Origin of the sequence: Prochlorococcus sp. MIT 0701 (assembly GCF_000760295.1) — a bacterium.
Taxonomy (GTDB): Bacteria; Cyanobacteriota; Cyanobacteriia; order PCC-6307; family Cyanobiaceae; genus Prochlorococcus.
This window is the reverse complement of sequence record NZ_JNBA01000036.1, coordinates 166293-188697: the sequence shown is the minus strand read 5'-3', so window position 1 is coordinate 188697 and position 22405 is coordinate 166293. Positions and strand designations below refer to the sequence as shown.

Sequence of the window (22405 nt, the reverse complement as noted above, 5' to 3'; positions counted from 1 at the left end):
AATCTGGATGGCCGAGGAGCGCCTTCAACCAATCGCGCTGCATCAAGAGATGCAACGCTCCTATCTCGAATACGCGATGAGCGTAATCGTAGGAAGAGCATTGCCCGATGCCCGGGATGGCCTCAAGCCAGTTCAGCGGCGCATCCTATTTGCAATGCACGAGCTAGGCCTGACGCCAGATCGTCCCTATAGAAAATGCGCCCGTGTTGTTGGAGATGTCCTGGGGAAATATCACCCTCATGGCGATCAAGCCGTTTACGACGCACTCGTTCGACTAGTTCAGAACTTTTCAAGCCGTTTCCCAGTGTTAGATGGACACGGCAACTTCGGCTCCGTTGATGACGATCCGCCTGCCGCCATGCGTTACACAGAAACGCGTCTGGCTTCAATCGCCCATATGGCGTTGTTGGATGAAATCGGCGAGGAAACAGTTGATTTTACTGCGAATTTTGATGGCTCCCAACAGGAACCCTCAGTACTGCCAGCCCAACTTCCCTTCCTACTACTGAATGGTTGTTCAGGCATCGCCGTGGGTATGGCTACCAGCATTCCACCCCACAACCTTGGCGAAGTGGTCGATGGATTGATTGCCCTGATACGCAAGCCCGATCTCAGTGACGACAAATTACTTGGTCTAATTCCTGGCCCAGACTTTCCAACTGGTGGAGAGATCCTGCTGGGCACTGGCATCCATGAGACCTACCTCAAAGGACGCGGCAGCATCCCAATGCGTGGCGTGGCCCATGTCGAAGAAATACAACCTGGAAAAGGTCGGCACCGCCGAAGTGCTGTTGTCGTCACTGAATTGCCCTATCAACTCAGCAAAGCTGGCTGGATCGAAAAACTGGCAGATCTCGTTAACAATGGAAAAATCGGCGGCATTGCCGATATTCGCGACGAAAGCGACCGAGAAGGAATGAGGATAGTGGTGGAACTGCGCCGCGATGCCAACCCAGAGAATGTTCTCGGCGATCTGCATCGGCGCACATCCCTACAAAGCAATTTCGGTGCAATTCTTCTGGCTCTTGTTAACGGCCAGCCCCAACAACTTTCACTGCGAAAATTGCTACAAACCTTTCTCGAGTACCGGGAACTCACAGTTATCCGACGAACCAATCATGCCCTAGGAAAAACAAAAGCTCGCCTGGAAGTGGTGGAAGGTTTAATCACAGCATTGAACGCACTACAAGCTGTCATTGCAATGATCCAAGAGGCTGCCGATGCTGCTGCTGCAAAAGCCCGTCTGATGGTCCAATTAGATCTAAATGAAAAGCAAGCCGACGCTGTTCTGGCAATGCCACTACGACGACTTACGAGTCTGGAACAAAGCAGTTTGAGGCAAGAAGCCAAAGAACTACAAGGCAAGCAAGAACAACTTCAATTCCTTCTCGAAAATCGAGAAAGCATGCTGGAAGTACTCATTCAAGAGCTTCGACAGCTCAAAAAACGCTTTAACAATCCCCGCCGAACTCGCCTTGTAGAGGGTGGCGATGATCTGGTCGCTGAACGAGCGGCAAACCAAAGACCGAATGCGGAAGTTCAACGACAACAAGCACTATCCGCCCTGCCAGGTGATGGACGAATACTCATCCAACAAGACAGCCAGGTCAAGGTAATGAGCCCACAAATACTCGGTCGACTTCACCTCAACGAAGCCTGCAAACTCGGCGATGGACCTTCGCCAGCCAGATTGATCTTGCCTATTGAACCAGCCCCACGTCTACTTGCGGTCACAAACAATGGTCGAGTAGCTCTAGTCCGCTGGGAATTTGCAGGGCAACAACCCGGGTCGCTGGAACGCTTCCTACCAGGAGGATTAGAAAAAGAAACATTGATCAACCTATTCCCCTTGCGCGTAGATCAAAACCTAAGTCTAGGCCTACTGAGCAGTGATGGACGCTTCAAGCGATTACCCTTAGAAGAAGTGATGGAACTTTCTGGAAGAGCAGCAAGCATTGTTAAATTAAAAGATGGTGTTGTATTAAAATCAGCATTCATTTGCAAAGCAAATGATGATGTCATTTTAGCAAGTAACATAGGAAGAGTAATCAGAATTAATGTCAATAACGACAGCATGCCATTGATGGGAAAATTAGCTCAGGGGCCTATGACAATGCGACTATTGCCAGAAGAAATAGTCGTTGGAGCAGTTTCTTGTCCACCGAACTGTGAAAGCACCGTATTACTTGCCACACGTCTAGGTAAATTCGCCAAACTATTGGTCTCATCGATAAGACTTTGCCAGAGAGGAGATTTAGGCGATATTGGGTTAACAATAAAAGATTCAAGCCGGGACATAGATCGAGTTATTGACATCTGTAATGGCAATAGTTTGGTCGGCATAGTAAGTAGCCAAGGTCGCCATGGCCGTATCGAAGCTGGACAAATGGAACTGACCATACCGATGAAACCGAGTCTAAACATCGTGGAATTAAAAGACAACGAAGAAATTCAAAAGCTCGTGCCACTAATCACGACTAATAACATTATAGATTAAATATTTAACATTTAAAGACTTGACAATCACCTTTATCAAGACGATTGCGTGCGTTCTATCCAATCGAGATATTCAGGAGTAACTGTCCCTGTAATATATTCTCCTGTAAAACAAGAAAGCTCAAGTTCAGAAACACCTGAACCTTCAACAATTGCTGCTTCTAGATCAGCAACCTCTTGATAGACCATGTGATCAGTTGAAAGTTCAGAAGAAATTTCAGGAATAGTGCGATTAAAAGCAATCAACTCATGCCGATTTGGCATATTTATGCCATAAACATGTGAATATCGCACTGGTGGTGCTGCAGAAGTAAACGTTACTTTATTCGCACCAGCAACACGAGCCATTTGTACTATTTCCTTCGAAGTCGTACCACGTACAATTGAATCATCAACAATTAAAACATTCTTACCTTTAAATTCTGTACCCATAGCATTTAACTTTTGTCTAACAGATTTCTTACGTTGGGCTTGTCCAGGCATGATAAAAGTACGGCCTACATAACGATTTTTAAAAAAGCCCTCACGATATTCAATCCCAAGCTGTCTAGCCACTTGCATAGCAGCAGGCCGTGAAGAGTCAGGAATTGGCATAACAACATCTATATCGCCAGATGGCGTGTACTTTGCAATAGTTTCTGCAAGTCGATCCCCCATCCTTAATCGAGCCTCGTAAACCGAGATTCCACTCATCACGGAATCAGGGCGAGCAAGATAAACATACTCAAATGAACATGGCACAAGACGCGGATTCTTCGCACACTGACGTGAATAAAGCTCGCCATTTTGAGTAATAAAAATCGCCTCTCCAGGATCAACATCCCTAACAATCTCATAATCACCATTCTCTAATACCAATGACTCACTAGCAACAATCCACTCATCAGCACCTTCTAAAGACTGACGTTTACCAAGTACCAATGGCCTAATCCCAAACGGATCACGAAATGCAAGAAGACCGTGCCCTGCAATCAAAGCAATGGATGTATAAGAACCTTCTACTCGTTGATGTACAGACGTTACAGCATCAAATACCTGATCTGGAGTAAGATCACTGCCATGAATTTTCAATTGCAATTCAGTAGCAAGAACATTAAGCAACATCTCAGTATCACTCTTTGAATTTGTATGGCGACGATCAATCTTGAACAAGTCGCGATCAAGTTCTCGAGTATTGGTAAGGTTACCGTTATGAATAAGAATGATTCCGTAAGGAGCATTGACATAAAAAGGTTGTGCTTCTTCTTCCCGCTCAGCTGCACCCTTTGTTGCATATCTAACATGACCAAGCCCAATATTACCGATTAAGGAACGCATATCACGTGTGCGATAGGCCTCCCGCACTTGCCCCCTTGCCTTATGCAAGTGAAAAACACTGCCATCCATGGTGGCTATGCCCGTAGAATCCTGACCCCGGTGCTGTAGAAGCAGCAAGCTGTCATAAATCTGCTGATTGACCAGCGCAGTAGAAACAATGCCAACAATGCCGCACATGTGAAGCTCAACTCCTCAAATGCATAAGCCAAGGAAGACATTTTGCACCAAAGCTCAACTCAGACGCTTGAAGAGAGATCCAAGCCCATACGGCGAGGGATTGCCTGCTCAAAGCACTCCCTCAGCTGATTCAAAGGAAGCTGAACCAAGCGATTGCCAGCCTGAGTGATCAGCAACTCCTCATCAGCCGTAACAACCCCAAGGTACTGAGCAAACACTGAGCCAGGGGATGCGGTGTTGGCCTGATTTAAAACCTTTTGCCAGGCAACAGCCTGCGTCGACGAAACACTCACCAAGATGCGTGAACCACCTTCAGCAAATAACAACCGATCCAGTCGAGCATCGCTGGATGGTAACTCAAGATGTGCACCAAAGTTTGCAGCGATACAGCACTCAGCAACTGCAACTGCAAGACCTCCATCACTTAGATCATGAGCAGAGCGAACAAATCCATTGGTAATAGAATTGCGTAGAAAAGATTGAACTAAGCACTCAAGTTTCAGATCAATCTCCGGAGGCCTACCAGTAACTACACCATGGATACATTCAAGATAACTACTACCCGCAAGGCTAACGCGAGGATCAACCGCAACTGTTGTATCAATAGGCACGCCTAAAAGCCAAATCAAATCACCAGGCTCAAGCCAAGCCTGACCACACACATTTGCAAGATCATGAACTAAACCAACCATTCCAACAACTGGTGTTGGGTGAATAGGTTGTATTTCTCCATCAGCTAACCGAGTCTCATTATATAGAGAAACATTTCCTCCAGTTACTGGTGTTGACAAGGTCTTGCAAGCCTTAGAAAGACCACGACAAGCTAAAGCCAATTGCCAATACCCAGTAGGCGTTTCCGGAGAAGGGAAATTGAGATTATCCGTGACAGCCAAAGGCTCCGCACCAACACAACTAAGATTTCGGGCCGCTTCTGCGACAGCGGCCATAGCACCACGTTCTGGATCAAGAAAAACCCATCGATTAGGACAATCAACAACTGCCGCAACTCCCCGGTTCACCTCATCTACAGAGCCTTTCCCTTGCTGTGGACGTAATCTCACGACAGCAGCATCAGAAACTCCAGGAGCTGAAACTGTATTGGCTTGAACCTGATGATCATATTGACGAAAAACCCAACGTTTTGAAGCAATCGTTGGATCATCAAGTAACTTTAAAAGAATTTCATCCCATGAAAGATTACTACCAAAATGAGAATGTGAATTTAAATTGATACCTTTTAAACCAACAACTGGTAATAGATCCTCCTGCCAATCCCATTTGGCCTGAATCTCTAGCGGAGGATCACTAACTAATTCATGTCGATCAATTGGAGTATCATCAGCCAAAGCATTAGCAGGCACCTCAGCAACAACTTCGCCTTTGTGCAAAACACGAACCACCTTCTCTTCAAGAACGCATCCAACAATTGCTGCTTGCAACCCCCAACGGATAAATCTCTCCATCAAAGATTGCTCTTGTCCAGGCTTAACCACAAAAAGCATTCTCTCTTGAGATTCCGAAAGTAAAAACTCATATGGAGTCATCCCAACCTCACGAGCAGGAACTCGATCAAGATCGAGTTCAATACCAAGACCACCCTTAGCAGCCATCTCCGAACAGCTGCAGGTAAGACCAGCGGCACCCATGTCCTGAGCAGCAACAACATCGCCACTCTTAAAAGCTTCAAGACAAGCTTCAATTAAACCTTTTTCCAAAAATGGATCACCAACCTGAACCGCAGGACGATCATCCAGAGAAGCTTTTGTAAGCTCTGCACTAGCAAAACTGGCACCACCCATACCATCACGACCAGTTGTACTACCGACATAAACCACCGGATAACCAACACCATGAGCCCCAGAACAGACAATTTCGTCTGTTTCCATCAACCCAAGAGCCATTGCATTAACTAACGGATTGCCGGAATAACTGGAATCAAACGCCACCTCACCACCAACGGTAGGAACTCCCACGCAATTGCCGTAATGAGCAATACCTTCAACGACCCCCTCCATAAGACCAACATTACGTTCATCTTCAAGAGGTCCAAAACGCAAAGCATTAAGGAGCGCAATAGGCCTTGCACCCATAGTAAAAATATCTCTCAAAATTCCACCAACACCTGTAGCAGCTCCTTGAAAAGGTTCCAATGCAGAAGGATGATTGTGGCTTTCGATTTTGAAAGCCAAGCTCTGCCCATCTCCTAAATCCACGACACCAGCATTTTCTCCAGGACCAACCAAAATCCGATGACCACTTGTAGGAAAGCTGCTGAGCAAAGGTCTTGAATTGCGATAACAACAGTGTTCAGACCACATCACACCAAACATGCCTAGCTCAACTCGGTTAGGTGCACGTTGGAGACGACGACAAATCTCGTCGTAATCATGTGGTTTGAGGCCTTCATGACGTAAAGCTGCCGCCACGTCATAGTCAACTCTCAAATCGGGGCCCTGACACACGAGATCTAACTCATCTCTTCCCAGTTTTGCTTATAAAGCTCAAACCCAAGGATCATCCTGACCATCGCCTCTACCGTCCGAACTGCGGCGGCTGCGGCGGAACTCTTCAGTTGATTGGGAAAAATTATCAGTCTGTTGATCATCCCAACCTTCTAAGGGATCGATTTCACCCATATCAGAAGACTTCCAAGAACGCTGAACTGGTTCTTCCCAGGGAGGATCCTCCAACCAGCCTTCCAAACGATCACTGGCCCGGTCACCCATCTTGTGAAGTTGATCGCGCCAATGACGGGAACGATTCATTAAACCCTGACGAACACTGGAATGAACCAAGGGAAGATCATCTAAACCACGCAACGCAGTAGAAACCATTCCTGGTTGCTGATCGACAATGCGATCAGTTGTTAATCGCCATCGACTGCTCCCTGGAAGCCGAGGATCACTGCGAGAGACCAAATAATGAAGAATTTTCCCTGTTGTGGGAATAAAAACAAAATCAGCCACCAAACCGAGGCGTTGCCCATCGCGATCCAACAAATCAGCCTCTAACAAAGTGGGAAGACGCTCAAGCGTGATCTGATCAGAAACAGCCGGTTGCCCTTTAACAAAAACCTCTTGCTCATTAATCCCACGAGACTGATCCAAACGCCAAACATCCCTCGACACTCGAAGTGCTGATGGACGACTAACCCAACCAAGTAAACGATGAGCAGGAGGATGCATCCAAGGCATTACACCAATCCCGTGATCTAACCCCTGATCACAACGTACACGATGATGCAATAGATCACTCAATAAAATCTGATCAGGAAGATTCAAAGTTCAAGAACGAATTTGTACTGGCATCACCAAATACGTAAAGCCAATATCATCATCCTTTGGCGAAATAATTGCGGGTGTGGTTGGAGCATTACAGCGCAGTACAATACGATCACTATCCATCACCTTCAAACCATCTAGTACATAACGAACATTAAAAGCAATCTGAACAGCTTCCCCAGTAAATTCAGCCGAAAGCGATTCAGAACCACTGCCTACATCCTGAGCATCAGCACTAATTTGTAGTAGTTCAGAAGTACTGTCACCACTAACCTTTACAACATTATTATGTTGATCAGCTAACACAGCTATCCGTTCCAAAGCTGAAATAAAAGCACGCCGATCAACATCGAAGCTACGAGCAAAGCCATCAGGAATTAACTGACGATAATTAGGATAGGTACCGTCTAATGTTCGACTAGTTACAACTTGATCAGCAGCTAAAAATACCACCTGACCTTTATCACAAAACAAACTCACTTGATCATCACCACGCCATCCAGCGATCAAGCGCTCTACTTCCCGCAGAGAGCGAGAAGGAAGCGTTACCGCAAAATTCTCACCTTCATCATCCATGTCAGATGAGAACGTAGTCTCAACAGATAAGGCATCTGCCAAGCTTAAAACTGCAAGGCGATGACCATCAGTTGCCGCTGCTTCCATCGCTTTACCATCAAAATGCAGATGAACTCCTGTTAGTAACTGTTTGGCTTCATCTGAACTGCTAGCAAAAAGAGTTCCTCGAAGAGCTTTCAAAAGAGCCTTCGCATTAACCTTGACAGCCTTACCACTTTCAACAAGAGGTAATTCAGGAAAATCATCAGCAGACATCCCACGCATCTGATAACTCCCGCTTAAACTTTTGAGCTCAACCTGTTCACCAGCCTCATCAGTGGCCAAAGTGATAGGCGAATCATTTGAAAGCCTTGAAACAATTTCCCCTAATAGGCGCGCAGGCAAAGTAATCGCGCCACTGGATTCCACCGAGGCAGTCAATGCCGTTTGAATACCAAGGCTCAGGTCAAAACCCGTGAGGCTGAGACGATCAGTGCCCGCATCAGCTGTGAGAAGCACGTTAGCTAGCACCGGATGAGTGGGTCGTGAGGCCACGGCTCTGCTAACGAGCTGTAGTGCTGTATTGAGTTCAGCCTGGGAACAAACCAGTTTCATTGAATCAATGTCACGACTAGAACGAGAACGCTGAAGAGGTCTCCCACAATTTCACAAGCCAGCAAGAAGTGCAATGACAGATCATTCTCATTCACAACCCCCCGGCTTTATTGATTAAATTATTAAAAGAAATTAAAAGAACCGTAGTAGTAGGGCTTGAGGAAATCGTGGAAAATTGTACAAATCCTTTACGGCGACTGGACTCTAATGGTTAGAGACTTGTGGAAAGGATAGTTGGGCATGTGGAGGAATGCCTTTCTTTCCACATTTTAATTAATTGGGGAAAATGCTCAGCTTTTCAAATGGTTGGGTTTTGGGGCCTTTTCCCCAATTTAAATAATGACTTGAGCATGATTTCCACAGTCAGATTATAGATGGTCCATTCGAGCTGCTAGTGGTCGTTTGATCCTTAAAAACCCATGACACGAGCCACAGTGGTTAGATCTGGATTTAGGTCTGCATGAAATGTTGCATCGTTGTTATTGATTGCACAATCTGGATCTTTTAAACCGTTGCCAGTAAGGACACATACAACAGTTGCCCCTGAAGGGACTTCAGAAGCACGTTTTAATAATCCTGCTACAGAAGCAGCACTTGCAGGTTCACAGAAAATGCCTTCCTCGCGACCAAGCAATTTGTAAGCTTCTAGAATTTTTTCATCTGAAACATCAAGAAAGCCTCCATTGCTGCTTGATTTTGCGGCAATGGCTTTTTCTTTGTTGACTGGGTTCCCTATTCTAATTGCCGTTGCAATTGTATTTGGATTGTTTACGGTCTTATTGAAAACTAATGGAGCAGAACCACTTGCTTGGAATCCCATCATTTGTGGTAGAAGTTGACATTTTCCGGCTTGTTTGTACTCTTGAAAACCCATCCAATAAGCAGTGATGTTGCCTGCATTACCCATTGGGATGCAAAGCCATTCCGGCGCTTCTCCGAGAGCATCAACAATTTCAAAGGCTGCAGTTTTTTGACCTTGAAGCCTGTAGGGGTTGACGGAATTCACCAGAGTTACTGGGTATTTCAAGGCCATTTCTTGAACGATGTCGAGAGCACGATCAAAATTGCCTCGAATTGCCAGCACCTCGGCGCCATAAACTAAAGCTTGAGCTAACTTTCCTTGCGCTACATAACCGTCTGGAATTAATACAAAAGCACGCATACCAGCGCGTCTTGCATATGCAGCAGCAGCAGCAGATGTGTTGCCTGTACTTGCACATATGACTCCTTCACAATTAGCTTCTTTGGCCTTGCTGATCGCCATAGTCATGCCTCGGTCCTTAAAGGACCCTGTGGGGTTGAGGCCGTCGTATTTCACGTAGACCTTGACTCCTCTGCCAATTTGTTCAGCTATGGAGTTGACAGGGATCAATGGCGTGGCTCCTTCTTTGAGCGTCACGACAGGTGTGGTATCGCTTACGGGTAACCAGGATCTATACGCTTCTATTAGCCCAGGCCAATCCTGCATCACAGGGGCTGTGGCGATAGCTTGAGGGAGGTTCTGGTTGAGGGACACCTACAGAGAGCAGTGGTGAGAAGGAATCTAAGCCTTAAGGCTTAGATTCCTTGAGGCCGTCTAGTGGGGAATCGGAAAAGAATTTCACCAGACCAGCGATTGACTCAGCTTTTTTCATGACTCCAAACAGAGCCGGTAGGTTTACTGTCATTGTTTGGCTGGGATAGGCTTTTAGAAAGTGGATGGCATTAAGGCCACCCTTCCCTAATTGCATGCCATTGATCACTCCAGCTCTGAATGCTGGAACGCTTACTGAAGGGCTTGGCACGTTTAGAGGGTAGATGATTTTCGATATGCGGTTGATGATTACGTTGCCAATGCGGGTGGTCATCAATCGACTGGTAAGCCCTATAGGAAGTTCTACCTTTTTATTTAGGAGCTTGGAAACAGTTTCAGGGTTTTGTCGGCTGAATTTCAGGGCATCTCTTAAAAGTCCTCTGGCTTTTCCTGTTTTTGCTAGATATTCCAAGTCTGATACTGAGATTGAGCGACGGAAGGCACCACTCACTAAGGCGACTTCTTTGGCTGCTTCTGCTTTCGGCATCGTTGAAAACAGACTTAATCCCAAACCTAGGCAGAGAGCTATCAGAGATCGGTAAGAATGTTTTTTGGATTGATTCATTAGTGAACCTTTTAGTCACAGAATTTAGGGTGAAACTCCTGCTGCTACCTTGACAAGACGGACAACACCACGTTCGGCGAGACCCTGCGCAACTTTTATACCCATTTTGTGGGTGTCAGGTTCGCGGATTAGTCTTGGTAAGCGGCTTAGGACTAGTTCAGGAGTGAAGCCGGGCAGGTTTTGCAAGATAGCGATTAGTTGCCGAATTGGTTTTAAATCAAGCAGTGCGTCATCGTCAGAATTTTCAGACTCCGAACCAATGGCTATTAGTTGAGGTTGCAAGGATTGCGGTAGGTTACGGCCCAGACGTTGAAATGCTTGCCAGCCAAAGGCGTCAAGGCGGTTGATTAGTGCTTCAACAAGTTGTTCTCTCAAGAGACCACCGTTGACTGAGAAGAGGAAGTCGATGACTTGATCGATTAAGCTTTCCAGGTCGAGCTGGGCTTGGCTTGCTGCACTTGCTACAAGGTTTTCTAGTCGAGTCCAGCGGAAGATTTCTCCGTCGAATAGCATTTCTTTGAGGCTTTGGCGTAATTGAGGGTCGGGATCTTCCATGAGTCGCCGAGCGAAGTAAGGATAGGCGGCACCAAGAATTTTGAATTCTGAATCTACACTTAATGCGATGCCTTCAAGGGTTATTAGTGAACGAATAATTAATGCGTAGTATGGAGGTACCTTGAAAGGGAACTTGTACATTACGCCAGAGAGGTCATCAGTTACGCTTTTGAAATCCAGGCGACTTACACCCATCTCCAGAGCTTGGCTGAAGACACTTTCAAAAGCAGGTACGATTGGTTGGAGATTAACATCTTCTGCTAGAAAACCGAGTTTTACAAAGTCACGTGAAAGGTTGTTGAAATTACGGTTTACCAGATGTACCACTGCTTCGATTAATCCTGTACGTGATTCTCGGCTCACCTCGCTCATCATTCCGAAATCGAGGTAGCAAAGCCGTCCATCGGCCATCGCTAGAAGGTTGCCTGGATGTGGATCAGCGTGGAAAAAACCGTGTTCCAGCAACTGTTGCAAGCTGCAGTTAACTCCGACTTCAACCATATTATTGGGATCGATTCCTAGTTCTCTTACTGCCTTTAGATTAGTGAGTTTTACTCCATCAATCCATTCCATTGTAAGTACTCGACGGCTAGTCGCTTGTCGATAGATCATTGGTACAGCTATGCGTTGATTGTGGCTGTGAAGCGTGCGGAAACGCTCTGCATTGGCAGCTTCATTGAGATAATCCATCTCTTCAAATACTCTTCGGCCTAGCTCATCAATCAGCGCCACAAGATCACTACGTATCAATCTCACATTGCTGTTTAGCCATGCGGCAATGTTCCGTACGATGTAGAGATCAAGGGTGATTTGTTCACGAAGTCCTGGTCGTTGTACCTTGACGGCCACCTGTTGACCTCCTTTGAGTACGCCTCGGTGGACCTGTCCTAGAGAGGCGGCAGAGATGGGCTCTTTGTCGAGTTGTTCGTAGATCTCTTCGATTGGTGCTTCAAGGTCTTCTTCTATGCAGGCCATAGCCATGACACTGTCGAAGCCTGGCAATTGGTCTTGGAGTTGTGAAAGTTCTTCCAGTAGAACTGGTGGTACCAGGTCTGGTCGACTGGAAAGAGCTTGTCCGGCCTTAATGAAAGCAGGGCCAAGTTCTACCAAGAGTTCCGCGAATTCTCGTGCTCGGCAACGAGCACGATTTGCATCGTTCAGTAAGCCAAAAACTTTGTCCCCTGCTAAGCCAATCAGAAACAGACCAATTGGTAGAAGTGTTTGCCATAGTCGACGCAAAAGGCGTTGTGGATGACCGGCATAAATTCTGGTAATTGCAGCAGGGTCGTATTCAAGTAGGCCTGCTGCCTCGATGAAATCCCCGAGTTCTGTCTCCATCCTGAGGGGGGTCTTGATCATCCCCCCCTTCTAAACGACTTTGATAGCCGCTAGCGTCGGTCGACACCCGGGGTCGACCGTGTTAATTGGTCTTCGACTTCAAAACATTGCTTTGATCGACAGCCTGGAGCTGAGCTTTGATCAAGGTTTTACGGTTCTTACGGGTGAAACAGGAGCGGGAAAATCGATCCTGTTTGAGGCATTGGATGCTCTTTTGGGAGGAGCGCAAGGAACTGCGGGAGTTCGCTTACTTAGTTTTGGTGAGGAGCGTGGTCAGATTGAGGCAAGTTTCGCGCTTAATCCAGCTGTAGAACATTGGCTTAAGGATCAGGAGTTTGATTCAGAAGATGCGGAACTGGTCCTTTCTAGGGAGTGGCGTCGTCAGGACAATCGAGTTAGCAGTCGTTTTCGACTCAATGGGGTGACGGTCAATCGGCAGCAGATACTCACTTTGCGTCCGTTGTTGATTGATCTCACTGTGCAGGGTCAGGCTCAGCAATTGGCGAGACCTGGTCAGCAGCGTCGTTGGTTGGATTGTTTTGGTGGTGTTGTTTTGGAACGTTCTCTTTTGCAAGTGAAGCAAAGCTGGTCTGATTGGCAACAGAACTCTTTAAGGCTTGAGCAGGCTCAAGCCAATTGGCAGCAGTTGCAACGGCAAAGACAGGAGGAGGAAATGCAGCTTGAGGAACTGGAGCTTGCTCAGTTAGACGATTGCTGCGAAGACAAGACTCTTCAGCGGGAGCAGGATCGACTTGTTCATGGCGTGAGGTTGCAGGAGGGCTTAGGTGTATTGATCGGTCGGTTGAAACTGGGCGCTGATCAAGTGCCGTCTGTTCTGGATCATTTGGCTGCCTGTGTTCATCAACTTCAGGCAATGTCTTTGCTGGACTCTTCTTTGGTTACTCAGCTGGATCAGTGTCTGGATTTTGAGGCCGGTTTGCAGGATTTGATTCATCAGCTTGAGCATTACGGTGCTGTTTTGGAGAGTGATCCGGAACGTCTTGATCAGTTGCAGGAACGGCTCGCGTTTTTGAAGCGTTTGGAGAGACGCTTTGGTTTGGATTTGCCTCAGATGCTGGTTCGTCGGGATGAATTGAGGAATCATTTGGCACTCGGTGGGGCAGAAGCTGCTTTAGAGCAGTTGAAGAAAGAGGAGGAAAATGCCCGGAATTGTAGGGATCGAGCCAATCAGTCTCTAACAGTTGTTAGGGAGAAAGCGGCGCGCCAATTAGAGCAGAAGTTGATGACATATTTGCGTCCGATGGGTCTGGCCAATGTGCGTTTTAAGGTTCAGCTCAACTCCGCTGTGCCTAGTGAACATGGTGCGGATGCTGTTCAATTTCTTTTTTCCGCTAATCCTGGCCAGCCTTTAGCTCCTCTTGCTGAAGTGGCGTCGGGTGGTGAGATGTCTCGTTTTTTGCTTGCCCTTAAAACAACCCTCTGTGCAGTGGATGGACTGAGCACCTTGCTGTTTGATGAGATTGATGCAGGAGTAAGTGGCCGGTTGAGTGGCGAGATTGCCAGTCTTCTTAAGGATCTAGCTCTTCATCGACAAGTCTTTTGTGTTACTCATCAACCATTGGTGGCGGCAGCTGCAGACCATCATTTCCGTGTTAGCAAGTTAGTTGAGCAGGGCTTGACACGATCGCGAGTGTCCCAACTGAGGGACACTCAGTCTCGAATGCAGGAATTGGCGGATTTGGCTGGCGGGGATTTGGCTGAGGCGCGGGCCTATGCGGCCAGCTTGCTGGACCAACAAGTGGCCTAATTGACAGCTGGTTTTCGTAGACTCTTTTGCTATTGATTTATGCCTCATGGGGCGAGATGCCGATGCCGTCAAGGTCAAGGATCATCGTTTGAGTAGGCAGGTGAATCTGAGTGGAGGCTCATTGGAGGATGTGATTCGCGTGCGAGGTGCGCGTCAGCACAACCTCAAGAACGTTGATATCACCCTTCCACGCAACAAGCTGGTGGTTTTAACCGGAGTAAGTGGAAGCGGAAAGAGCTCTTTAGCGTTCGACACGATTTTTGCTGAGGGTCAGCGTCGATACGTCGAGAGTCTTTCCGCTTATGCCCGTCAGTTTTTGGGTCAGGTTGATAAGCCTGATGTCGATGCTATTGAGGGGTTGTCACCGGCGATTTCCATTGACCAGAAGTCGACGAGTCACAATCCTCGTTCAACCGTTGGAACGGTCACGGAAATTCAGGATTATTTGCGCTTGCTATTCGGACGTGCTGGAGAACCTCACTGCCCGCAATGTGATCGGCTAATCCGGCCTCAGACCATCGATGAGATGGTGGATCAGATCCTAATTTTGCCTGAAGGAACGCGTTACCAATTGTTGGCACCGTTGGTTCGTGGAAAGAAGGGTACTCACGCCAAATTGTTGAGTGGTCTTGCTGCTGAGGGATTTGCGAGGGTTCGGATTGATGCAGAGGTTAGGGAGCTTGCCGACAACATTGAATTGGACAAGAACCATCTGCACAGTATTGAGGTGGTGGTTGATCGTCTGGTGGCTCGGGAAGGGATTCAGGAACGACTGACTGATTCATTGCGTACCGCTTTGATGCGCGGTGATGGCCTTGCTTTGGTGGAGGTTGTACCTAAAGCGGATCAAGCTCTTCCAGATGGTGTGGAGCGTGAGCGGCTCTATTCCGAGAATTTTGCATGTCCAGTACATGGGGCGGTGATTGAGGAACTTTCTCCCAGGCTATTTTCGTTTAATAGCCCTTATGGTGCTTGTTCTGATTGTCATGGCATCGGCCATCTTCGTAAGTTCACTTTAGAACGGGTTGTTCCTGATCCTTCCCTGCCTGTTTATGCCGCTGTCGCGCCTTGGAGTGATAAGGACAACAGCTATTACTTCTCATTGCTTTATTCAGTTGGTGAGGCCTTTGATTTTGAAATTAAAACGCCATGGAAGAACTTAACGGCAGATCAGCAACATGTTTTGCTTTATGGAAGTTCTGAGCCGATCCAGATTCAGGCTGATAGCCGCTATAGCAAGAGTACAGGTTATATGAGACCTTTTGAGGGCATTTTGCCCATCTTGGAAAGACAATTGTGTGATGCAAGTGGCGAGGCTGTTAGACAGAAACTTGAGAAGTTTCTTGAGTTGGTCCCTTGTGGAAGTTGTGGTGGGAAGAGATTGCGTGCAGAAGCGCTGGCGGTGAAGGTTGGTCCTTATCGGATTACTGAGCTCACTTCTATCAGCGTGGCGCTGACTCTTGAGCGCATCGAAAAGCTGATGGGCGTTGGAGCAGCCAATGGATCTGAGCCTTTGCTTAATTCACGTCAGATCCAGATCGGTGATTTGGTCTTGCGTGAGATTCGTATGCGTCTTCGCTTTCTTCTCGATGTTGGGCTCGAATATCTCAGTTTGGATCGACCCGCGATGACCTTATCTGGCGGTGAGGCTCAGAGGATTCGTTTGGCGACACAGATCGGCGCTGGTCTTACGGGCGTGCTTTATGTGCTTGATGAACCAAGCATTGGTTTGCATCAGCGGGACAATGATCGTTTGTTAGCCACGCTCAGACGTTTAAGGGATCTGGGTAACACTTTAATAGTGGTAGAACACGATGAGGACACAATTCGTGCCGCTGACCATCTTGTCGATATTGGTCCAGGGGCAGGGGTGCATGGGGGTCATATTGTTGTTGAGGGATCTTTGGATCATCTGTTGATGGCTGAAGAATCTTTGACAGGTGCATATCTCAGTGGCCGCCGCTCTATTCCTACGCCTAAAGAGAGGAGAGAAGGAAGCAGTCGCAGGCTTCGTTTAATTGATTGTGATCGCAATAATCTTAAAAACCTCACCGTAGATTTTCCTTTAGGGCGCCTCGTTGCGGTGACAGGAGTCAGTGGTAGTGGTAAGAGCACTTTGGTGAATGAGTTGCTTCATCCTGCCTTAGATCACAGTTTGGGTTTGAAGGTGCCTTTCCCTCAAGGCTTGGGCGAGTTGCGAGGTGTCAATGCGATCGACAAGGTGATCGTGATCGACCAGTCGCCAATCGGCCGTACTCCGCGTTCTAATCCAGCCACCTACACCGGTGCGTTTGATCCGATTCGTCAGGTATTTGCTGCTTCCATTGAGGCAAAGGCTCGTGGTTATCAGGTGGGTCAGTTTAGTTTCAATGTGAAAGGTGGTCGCTGTGAGGCTTGTCGTGGTCAAGGGGTGAATGTGATTGAAATGAACTTTTTGCCAGATGTTTATGTTCAGTGCGATGTCTGCAAAGGTGCTCGATTTAATCGGGAGACCTTACAGGTCACTTACAAGGGACACACCATTGCAGATGTTTTGCAAATGACGGTTGAGCAGGCTGCTGAGGTTTTTTCTGCTATTCCCCAGGCGGCTGATCGATTGCGTACGTTGGTTGATGTGGGACTTGGGTATGTGAAGTTAGGTCAGCCTGCGCCCACGCTTTCAGGTGGTGAAGCTCAACGTGTGAAGCTTGCTACCGAGCTCTCAAAGCGCGCTACTGGCAAAACCCTTTATTTGATTGATGAACCAACCACTGGCCTCAGTTTTTACGACGTGCATAAGTTGATGGACGTCATGCAGCGTCTTGTTGATAAAGGCAATTCAATTATCGTGATAGAACACAACTTGGATGTAATTCGTTGTTCTGATTGGATTATTGATCTTGGCCCTGAAGGAGGAGATTGTGGTGGCGATCTTCTGGTCACGGGGACTCCAGAAGAGGTTGCATCCCATCCCACTAGCCACACTGGGCATTATCTCAAGAAGGTGTTAGCGAAGCATCCTCCTGAGACTGTGTCCGTTGCAGCTTGATGATGTTTTTTCGTTCCCGTCTTTGGCTGGTTGCAATCAGTTTTGGAGCAGGGCTTGGACTTGTTCCAAGCCCTGCTGCTGCACTTGAACGCTTGGTGTTTGATCTGCCTGTGTTGGAAAGTCAGATTGATTTTGAGCTTGGCGCTGCTCAGAGCGCAGGCGATCTAATTGATGCCAATCCCGATTTTGTGGAGTTGGATCGGGCCACAGATGGTGCTTTTGTGCGACTTCTCAATCAGGTTTTTAACGCTCCTCTGCCGGCGCAGATCGAGAAGGTGGTTGAGAAGTCTGTCGGGCAGCCTCTTTTGGAGCAGGCTCTGATCGCCGTATCCAAGTTGGTTCAAGTTGAGGGGCTGCCCCAAGACACAAGTGGAAGGATGTTGCTTGAGGCGCTTTCGCGTGCTTCCAAGAGTGGACAGCCAACTGTGCTTGGTTTGTTGCGACAAATCCCTGGTCAAGCTGCATCCATCAACTTGTCGAAATTGGCCAACTATGTTTCACGGCTTCAACGTAATCAGCTAGAAGCAAATCTGCTTGTGGAGAAAGAGGCTTCTGTTCAGATTCAAGCTGGATTACGCATGCCGCTCACCGGGTTGTGGTTAAGTCAGCAAGTTGATTTTCAGGCTTCCCATCGCTCGAAACCGATACGGGTGGTGGTGATACAACCGAAGTCTCGCTCAAATGGTCGCTTGGTGGTCATTTCACATGGGCTTTGGGAGTCTCCGAGAGATCTTCAGGGTTGGGCTGAATATCTTTCTGCTAACGGTTATACGGTGTTGCTCCCGGAGCATCAGGGCAGTGATGCTGATCAGCAGAAGGCGATGTTGGCGGGGGATCAACCTCCGCCGGGACCTCAAGAGTTGCGTCTTCGTGCGATGGATGTGACTGCGATGCTTTCTGCTGTTGAGTCAGGTGGTTTGTTGTCAAGACTTTCCCTCAATACAGATGAGGTCGCTGTTGTTGGTCATTCATGGGGGGCGACTACGGCGATTCAATTGGCTGGGGCACGCTCAACGGATGTGAAGCTCTCTGCTCGTTGTCATAACCAGGATGACCCTGAGCGCAATATCAGCTGGATACTGCAGTGCAGTTGGCTTTCCAAAATCAATGAGTCTTCTGTTGAAGACTCACGGGTCAAGGCAGTTGTGGCGGTGAGTCCGCCGTTACGTCTTCTATTTGATCCAAGTAGAACTTCAGATTTGACGGCCAAGGTTTTGTTGGTTAGCGGCACTCGTGATTGGGTCGTGCCTCCCGTGCCTGAGGCTCTGATGCCCATGCGTGATAGTGGTGCTTTGGAGTTTGGCCATCGCTTGGTGCTTGCCCAAGATGGTGGTCACTTCAACTTGATGGCACCTGCAAATCAGCTTCGGCCGGCCACTTTGGCGCCCCTCATTCTTGCTTGGATTAATGAACAGCTTGCAAATCCTGGTGTTGTCACCTTCAGTGGCGGCGGTTGGGGTGATGCCATGCATCCTTTAGTTGATGTGACTGATGCGGCTCTGAATCTGTATCGATGAGGTTTTTTGGCCAGGCTTGTTGCGAGCAAGAGGCATCATTATTCAGTCTTTGAGGTTTGTACTTCTCAACGATTCGGCCTAGGATTTGTGGTGTTTAAAAGAGAAAACACATAGAGGGAATATATTGTTGTCGTTTCTAGTGGGCTTGGAGGCTTGGTTCTCATCCTTTCTTTAGGCTTATGAGGATGGAAGTTCATTGATTATTTCTTGATGGCCATCCGCATATGGATTGGTTCGTTGATCGCCTTGGAGGCATCAGATGGGTTTGCGATTGCTTCATCTGCATCTTCATGGACTGTTTCGATCTCACGACTTGGAATTGGGTCGCGATGCTGATACAGGAGGCCAGGCTCTTTATGTGCTCGAGCTTGTCAGGGGCCTGGCTGCGCGTTCGGAAATTGAGCAGGTGGAGGTGGTTACCCGCTTAATTCATGATCGTCGGGTTTCTACTGACTATGCCAATCCCATTGAGGATATTGCTCCTGGGGCGAAGATCATCAGGCTGCCTTTTGGACCAAGACGATATTTGCGCAAGGAGTTGTTTTGGCCCTATTTGGATGATTTAGCGGATCAGATCGTTCACCATCTTCAGCAGCAAGAACATCTTCCTGACTGGATTCATGCCCATTACGCCGATGCAGGCTATGTGGGAGCCCTTGTGAGTCGCAGGCTAGGTGTTCCTTTGGTGTTTACAGGTCATTCCTTGGGGAGGGAAAAGTTGCGGCGACTGTTGGGAGTTGGTGGAGACCATGAACAGATCGAGCAAACCTATGCCATTGGTCAACGCATTGATGCTGAAGAGTTGACTCTTGCTCATTGCAGTTTGGTGATTACGAGTACTCGCCAGGAAATTGATCATCAATACGCTCGCTATGGGCGTTTTGTTCCGGAGCAAGCGGAGGTGGTGCCTCCCGGCGTTGATTCCATTCGCTTCCATCCAGTTCAATCTTCTGGTGAAACGGATGTTGTTGATGGCTTGCTCGCGCCTTTTTTGAGGAAACCTTCTTTACCTCCTCTTTTGGCCATTTCCAGAGCTGTGCGACGTAAGAATATTCCTTTTTTGGTGGAGGCTTACGGCCGCTCTCCTGTGTTGCGTCAACGGCATAATCTTGTGCTTGTGCTCGGCTGTCGGGATGATCCTCGTCAGTTGGAGAAGCAACAGCGGGAGGTGTTCCAGCAGGTTTTTGATCTGGTGGATCGTTACGACCTATATGGCCGGGTGGCTTATCCCAAACAGCACCGTCGTGATCAGATCCCAGCGATTTACCGATGGGCAGCCTTGCATCGCGGTTTGTTTGTGAATCCAGCGCTGACTGAGCCTTTTGGGCTCACTTTGCTCGAGGCAGCGGCCTGTGGTTTGCCGATGGTGGCGACTGATGACGGTGGTCCACGCGACATCCTTGCTCGTTGTGAAAACGGCTTGTTGGTTGACGTTACTGATCTGGAGGCACTTCAGGATGTAATGGAGCAGGCTGGTTCAGACGCAGATCAGTGGCGTCTTTGGAGTGATAACGGGATTGAGGCGGTCAGTCGGCATTTCAGTTGGGATGCTCATGTTTGCCATTACTTGGCATTGATGAAGCAACGACTTGAATTGTCTAAGCCACGAATCTGGGCCATCGATAAAGAGTGTCTGGACAGTCCACTGGGGGAGAGTTTGTTGTTGCTTGATCTTGATAGTTCTCTCGAAGAACCCGATGCAGAGGGTTTAGCTTCGCTGCGGCAGGGATTGGAATCCATTGGCTCTGGCGATGCCCATGGTCTGGGAGTATTGACGGGTCGTTCTGTGCAGGCTGCAAAGAAGCGTTATGCAGAGCTGCATCTTCCTTCACCCCGGGTTTGGATTAGTCGCGCGGGGACTGAAATCCATTACGGATTGGAGGATCAGGCGGATCGCTTTTGGCAGGCCCATATCGACATTGATTGGCAGCGACAGGCAGTGGTGTCTGCTCTCGCTGATCTCAAGGACCATTTGACCCTTCAGGACGATCAGGAGCAGGGTCCTCACAAGGTGAGTTATCTATTGAAAGAGCATGGCGAGGCGATTTTGCCACTCGTACGTCAGCGTTTAAGGCAAAGGGGCCAGGCGGCACGTCCTCATTTGCGTTGTCATTGGTTTTTGGATGTGGTGCCTTTGCGGGCCTCCCGTAGCGAAGCCATTCGCTATCTCGCTCTTCGTTGGGGGCTGCCTCTTGAGCAGATTTTGGTTGTCGCTAGTCAACAAGGCGATGCTGAATTGGTGAGGGGATTGACTGCTTCAGTGGTCCTTGCAGAGCATGATCCTTGTCTGGAGGGTTTGCGACATCAGCAACGAGTATTTTTTGCTTCCAGCCCGCATTTGTTTGGACTTTTAGATGGCTTAAATCACTATCGGTTTTTCTTAAAGTCTTAACTGACATCCTCCTTTCCCTGTATTACCTGGATGGATGCGGCGGCTCGATCAGCTTTAGAGCGAACTGCCTCCAGAGACTTGCCTTTGGCTAAAGCAACCCCCATGCGACGTCTTGGTCGAGCATTGGGTTTGCCGAACAGCAAGATCTGGGTGTCAATTTCTGAGAGGGCTTTTCCCACGCCTTTGTAGGCAATGGATGAGAGATTGTCTTTTGCCAGGATCACTCTGCTTGCTGCTGCCTCTGCGTTTTGAATCGTAGGAATAGGTAAGTTCAGGATTGCGCGCAGGTGCAGTTCGAATTCACTAAGGTTTTGGCTGATTAGGGTGACAAGTCCGGTGTCATGAGGCCTTGGTGATAGTTCAGAGAAAATCACTTCATTGCCACATAGAAAGAACTCCACCCCGAACAATCCCACACCACCAAGATTTTCGGTAATAGTCAGAGCCATTGATTGGGCTTGCTTGAGTTGTTCAGTAGAGAGTTCTGCTGGTTGCCAGCTGCATTGATAATCTCCTCCGATTTGTTCATGCCCGATTGGTTCGCAGAAGAGGGTGGAGCCATCCTCTTGGCGAATTGTGAGCAAGGTAATTTCTAGATCAAAGTGAAGGAATTCTTCCACGATGACTCGCGGTGAGTTACCCCGGGACCCTTCCATAGCGGCTTGCCAGGCTTGCCGAAGTCCTTCAGGATTGCTAACCACACTTTGGCCTTTGCCGGAGGAGCTCATGACTGGTTTGACCACCACTGGCCAGCCGAGGGGTTCAGCTGCATGCTTGAGTTCTTCGGCACTGCCGGCATAAGCAAATCTTGGGGTACGTAGAGCTAATTCTTCGCTGGCGAGATCTCTGATTCGATCGCGATTCATTGTTACGGCTGTGGCTCGGGCCGTAGGGATCACTGTGATTCCTTCGTTTTCAAGCTCTGCCAGTGCATTGACTGCCAATGCTTCGATCTCTGGAATCACTACATCCGGTTGGTGATGCCTGATGACGGCTGTGAGGGCTTCTGAATTGTTCATGTCCAGAACCTCTGCTTGGTCTGCTACTTGCATGGCCGGGGCCCCGGCGTATCGATCACAGGCGATGACATGGCAGCCCAACCGTTGAGCGGCGATTGTTATTTCTTTGCCGAGTTCTCCGCTGCCAAGTAACAGCAAGGTTTTTGGTAAGACAGTCATCATGAAGGTGTTGATGATGAGTTGATCTTCGCGCTCGGCTGGTTAGGGGA

The 22405-nt window shown here is 48.2% G+C and carries 13 protein-coding genes; 5 read left to right on the top strand and 8 right to left on the bottom strand.

From position 1 onward, the window contains the following. Positions 1-7 precede the first annotated feature (7 nt). Entirely contained in the window at positions 8-2497 is a 2490-nt protein-coding gene (locus EV12_RS09870; RefSeq protein WP_036914924.1) for a DNA gyrase/topoisomerase IV subunit A, read from the top strand. A gap of 35 nt (positions 2498-2532) precedes the next feature. On the opposite strand, the gene purF is transcribed toward EV12_RS09870, so the two are convergent. The 7 genes from purF to EV12_RS09835 form a co-directional block, all read right to left on the bottom strand. After that, positions 2533-3990, bottom strand: a complete 1458-nt coding sequence (purF, locus tag EV12_RS09865) for an amidophosphoribosyltransferase (RefSeq protein WP_036914923.1) — start codon at positions 3988-3990, stop codon at positions 2533-2535. 59 nt (positions 3991-4049) lie between these two features. After that, positions 4050-6434 (bottom strand): phosphoribosylformylglycinamidine synthase subunit PurL, encoded by a 2385-nt coding sequence (gene purL / locus EV12_RS09860; RefSeq protein ID WP_036914967.1) that lies wholly within the window; start codon positions 6432-6434, stop codon positions 4050-4052. A 57-nt stretch (positions 6435-6491) separates the two neighbouring features. After that, positions 6492-7271 carry a hypothetical protein gene (locus tag EV12_RS09855; RefSeq protein WP_036914922.1) on the bottom strand — a complete coding sequence of 260 codons (780 nt, stop codon included), beginning with the start codon at positions 7269-7271 and terminating at the stop codon, positions 6492-6494. A 3-nt stretch (positions 7272-7274) separates the two neighbouring features. Beyond that, positions 7275-8441: a DNA polymerase III subunit beta gene (dnaN, locus tag EV12_RS09850; RefSeq protein WP_036914921.1), complete on the bottom strand. Its 1167-nt coding sequence runs from the start codon at positions 8439-8441 to the stop codon at positions 7275-7277. 409 nt (positions 8442-8850) lie between these two features. Continuing rightward, the gene (gene thrC / locus EV12_RS09845; protein WP_052039579.1) at positions 8851-9909 is read right to left on the bottom strand and encodes a threonine synthase; all 1059 of its coding nucleotides are present in this window, start codon (positions 9907-9909) and stop codon (positions 8851-8853) included. Between the two features lie 82 nt (positions 9910-9991). Then, entirely contained in the window at positions 9992-10579 is a 588-nt protein-coding gene (locus tag EV12_RS09840; protein WP_036914919.1) for an alpha/beta hydrolase, read from the bottom strand. Positions 10580-10603: 24 nt separating this feature from the next. Further along, a complete protein-coding gene (locus EV12_RS09835; protein ID WP_193742209.1) occupies positions 10604-12493 on the bottom strand; it encodes an ABC1 kinase family protein in 1890 nt (629 codons plus the stop codon). A 58-nt stretch (positions 12494-12551) separates the two neighbouring features. Between EV12_RS09835 and recN the strand changes: the two genes are divergently transcribed. From recN to EV12_RS09815, 4 genes are all read left to right on the top strand, one after another. Beyond that, positions 12552-14240: a DNA repair protein RecN gene (gene recN / locus EV12_RS09830; protein WP_036914918.1), complete on the top strand. Its 1689-nt coding sequence runs from the start codon at positions 12552-12554 to the stop codon at positions 14238-14240. Positions 14241-14286: 46 nt separating this feature from the next. Beyond that, a complete protein-coding gene (uvrA, locus tag EV12_RS09825) occupies positions 14287-17268 on the top strand; it encodes an excinuclease ABC subunit UvrA (protein ID WP_036914917.1) in 2982 nt (993 codons plus the stop codon). Then, positions 17268-18785 carry an alpha/beta hydrolase family protein gene (locus EV12_RS09820; protein WP_036914916.1) on the top strand — a complete coding sequence of 506 codons (1518 nt, stop codon included), beginning with the start codon at positions 17268-17270 and terminating at the stop codon, positions 18783-18785. Before uvrA ends, EV12_RS09820 begins: the two co-directional genes overlap by 1 nt. Before the next feature lie 259 nt (positions 18786-19044). Continuing rightward, complete coding sequence (locus tag EV12_RS09815) at positions 19045-21177, top strand: HAD family hydrolase (RefSeq protein ID WP_036914915.1); 2133 nt, start codon at positions 19045-19047, stop codon at positions 21175-21177. Here the strand turns inward: EV12_RS09815 and purT are convergent. Next, positions 21174-22355 carry a formate-dependent phosphoribosylglycinamide formyltransferase gene (gene purT / locus EV12_RS09810; RefSeq protein ID WP_036914965.1) on the bottom strand — a complete coding sequence of 394 codons (1182 nt, stop codon included), beginning with the start codon at positions 22353-22355 and terminating at the stop codon, positions 21174-21176. The genes EV12_RS09815 and purT overlap by 4 nt on opposite strands. Positions 22356-22405: the final 50 nt, after the last annotated feature.

Bases quoted from the DNA above. Each gene is read 5' to 3' on its own strand.
- EV12_RS09870 (WP_036914924.1), top strand. From the start codon at position 8: ATGGCCGAGGAGCGCCTTCAACCAATCGCGCTGCATCAAGAGATGCAA.
- purF (WP_036914923.1), bottom strand. From the start codon at position 3,990: ATGTGCGGCATTGTTGGCATTGTTTCTACTGCGCTGGTCAATCAGCAG.
- dnaN (WP_036914921.1), bottom strand. From the start codon at position 8,441: ATGAAACTGGTTTGTTCCCAGGCTGAACTCAATACAGCACTACAGCTC.
- thrC (WP_052039579.1), bottom strand. From the start codon at position 9,909: ATGCAGGATTGGCCTGGGCTAATAGAAGCGTATAGATCCTGGTTACCC.
- EV12_RS09840 (WP_036914919.1), bottom strand. From the start codon at position 10,579: ATGAATCAATCCAAAAAACATTCTTACCGATCTCTGATAGCTCTCTGC.
- EV12_RS09835 (WP_193742209.1), bottom strand. From the start codon at position 12,493: ATGATCAAGACCCCCCTCAGGATGGAGACAGAACTCGGGGATTTCATC.
- uvrA (WP_036914917.1), top strand. From the start codon at position 14,287: ATGGGGCGAGATGCCGATGCCGTCAAGGTCAAGGATCATCGTTTGAGT.
- EV12_RS09820 (WP_036914916.1), top strand. From the start codon at position 17,268: ATGATGTTTTTTCGTTCCCGTCTTTGGCTGGTTGCAATCAGTTTTGGA.
- EV12_RS09815 (WP_036914915.1), top strand. From the start codon at position 19,045: ATGGGTTTGCGATTGCTTCATCTGCATCTTCATGGACTGTTTCGATCT.
- purT (WP_036914965.1), bottom strand. From the start codon at position 22,355: ATGACTGTCTTACCAAAAACCTTGCTGTTACTTGGCAGCGGAGAACTC.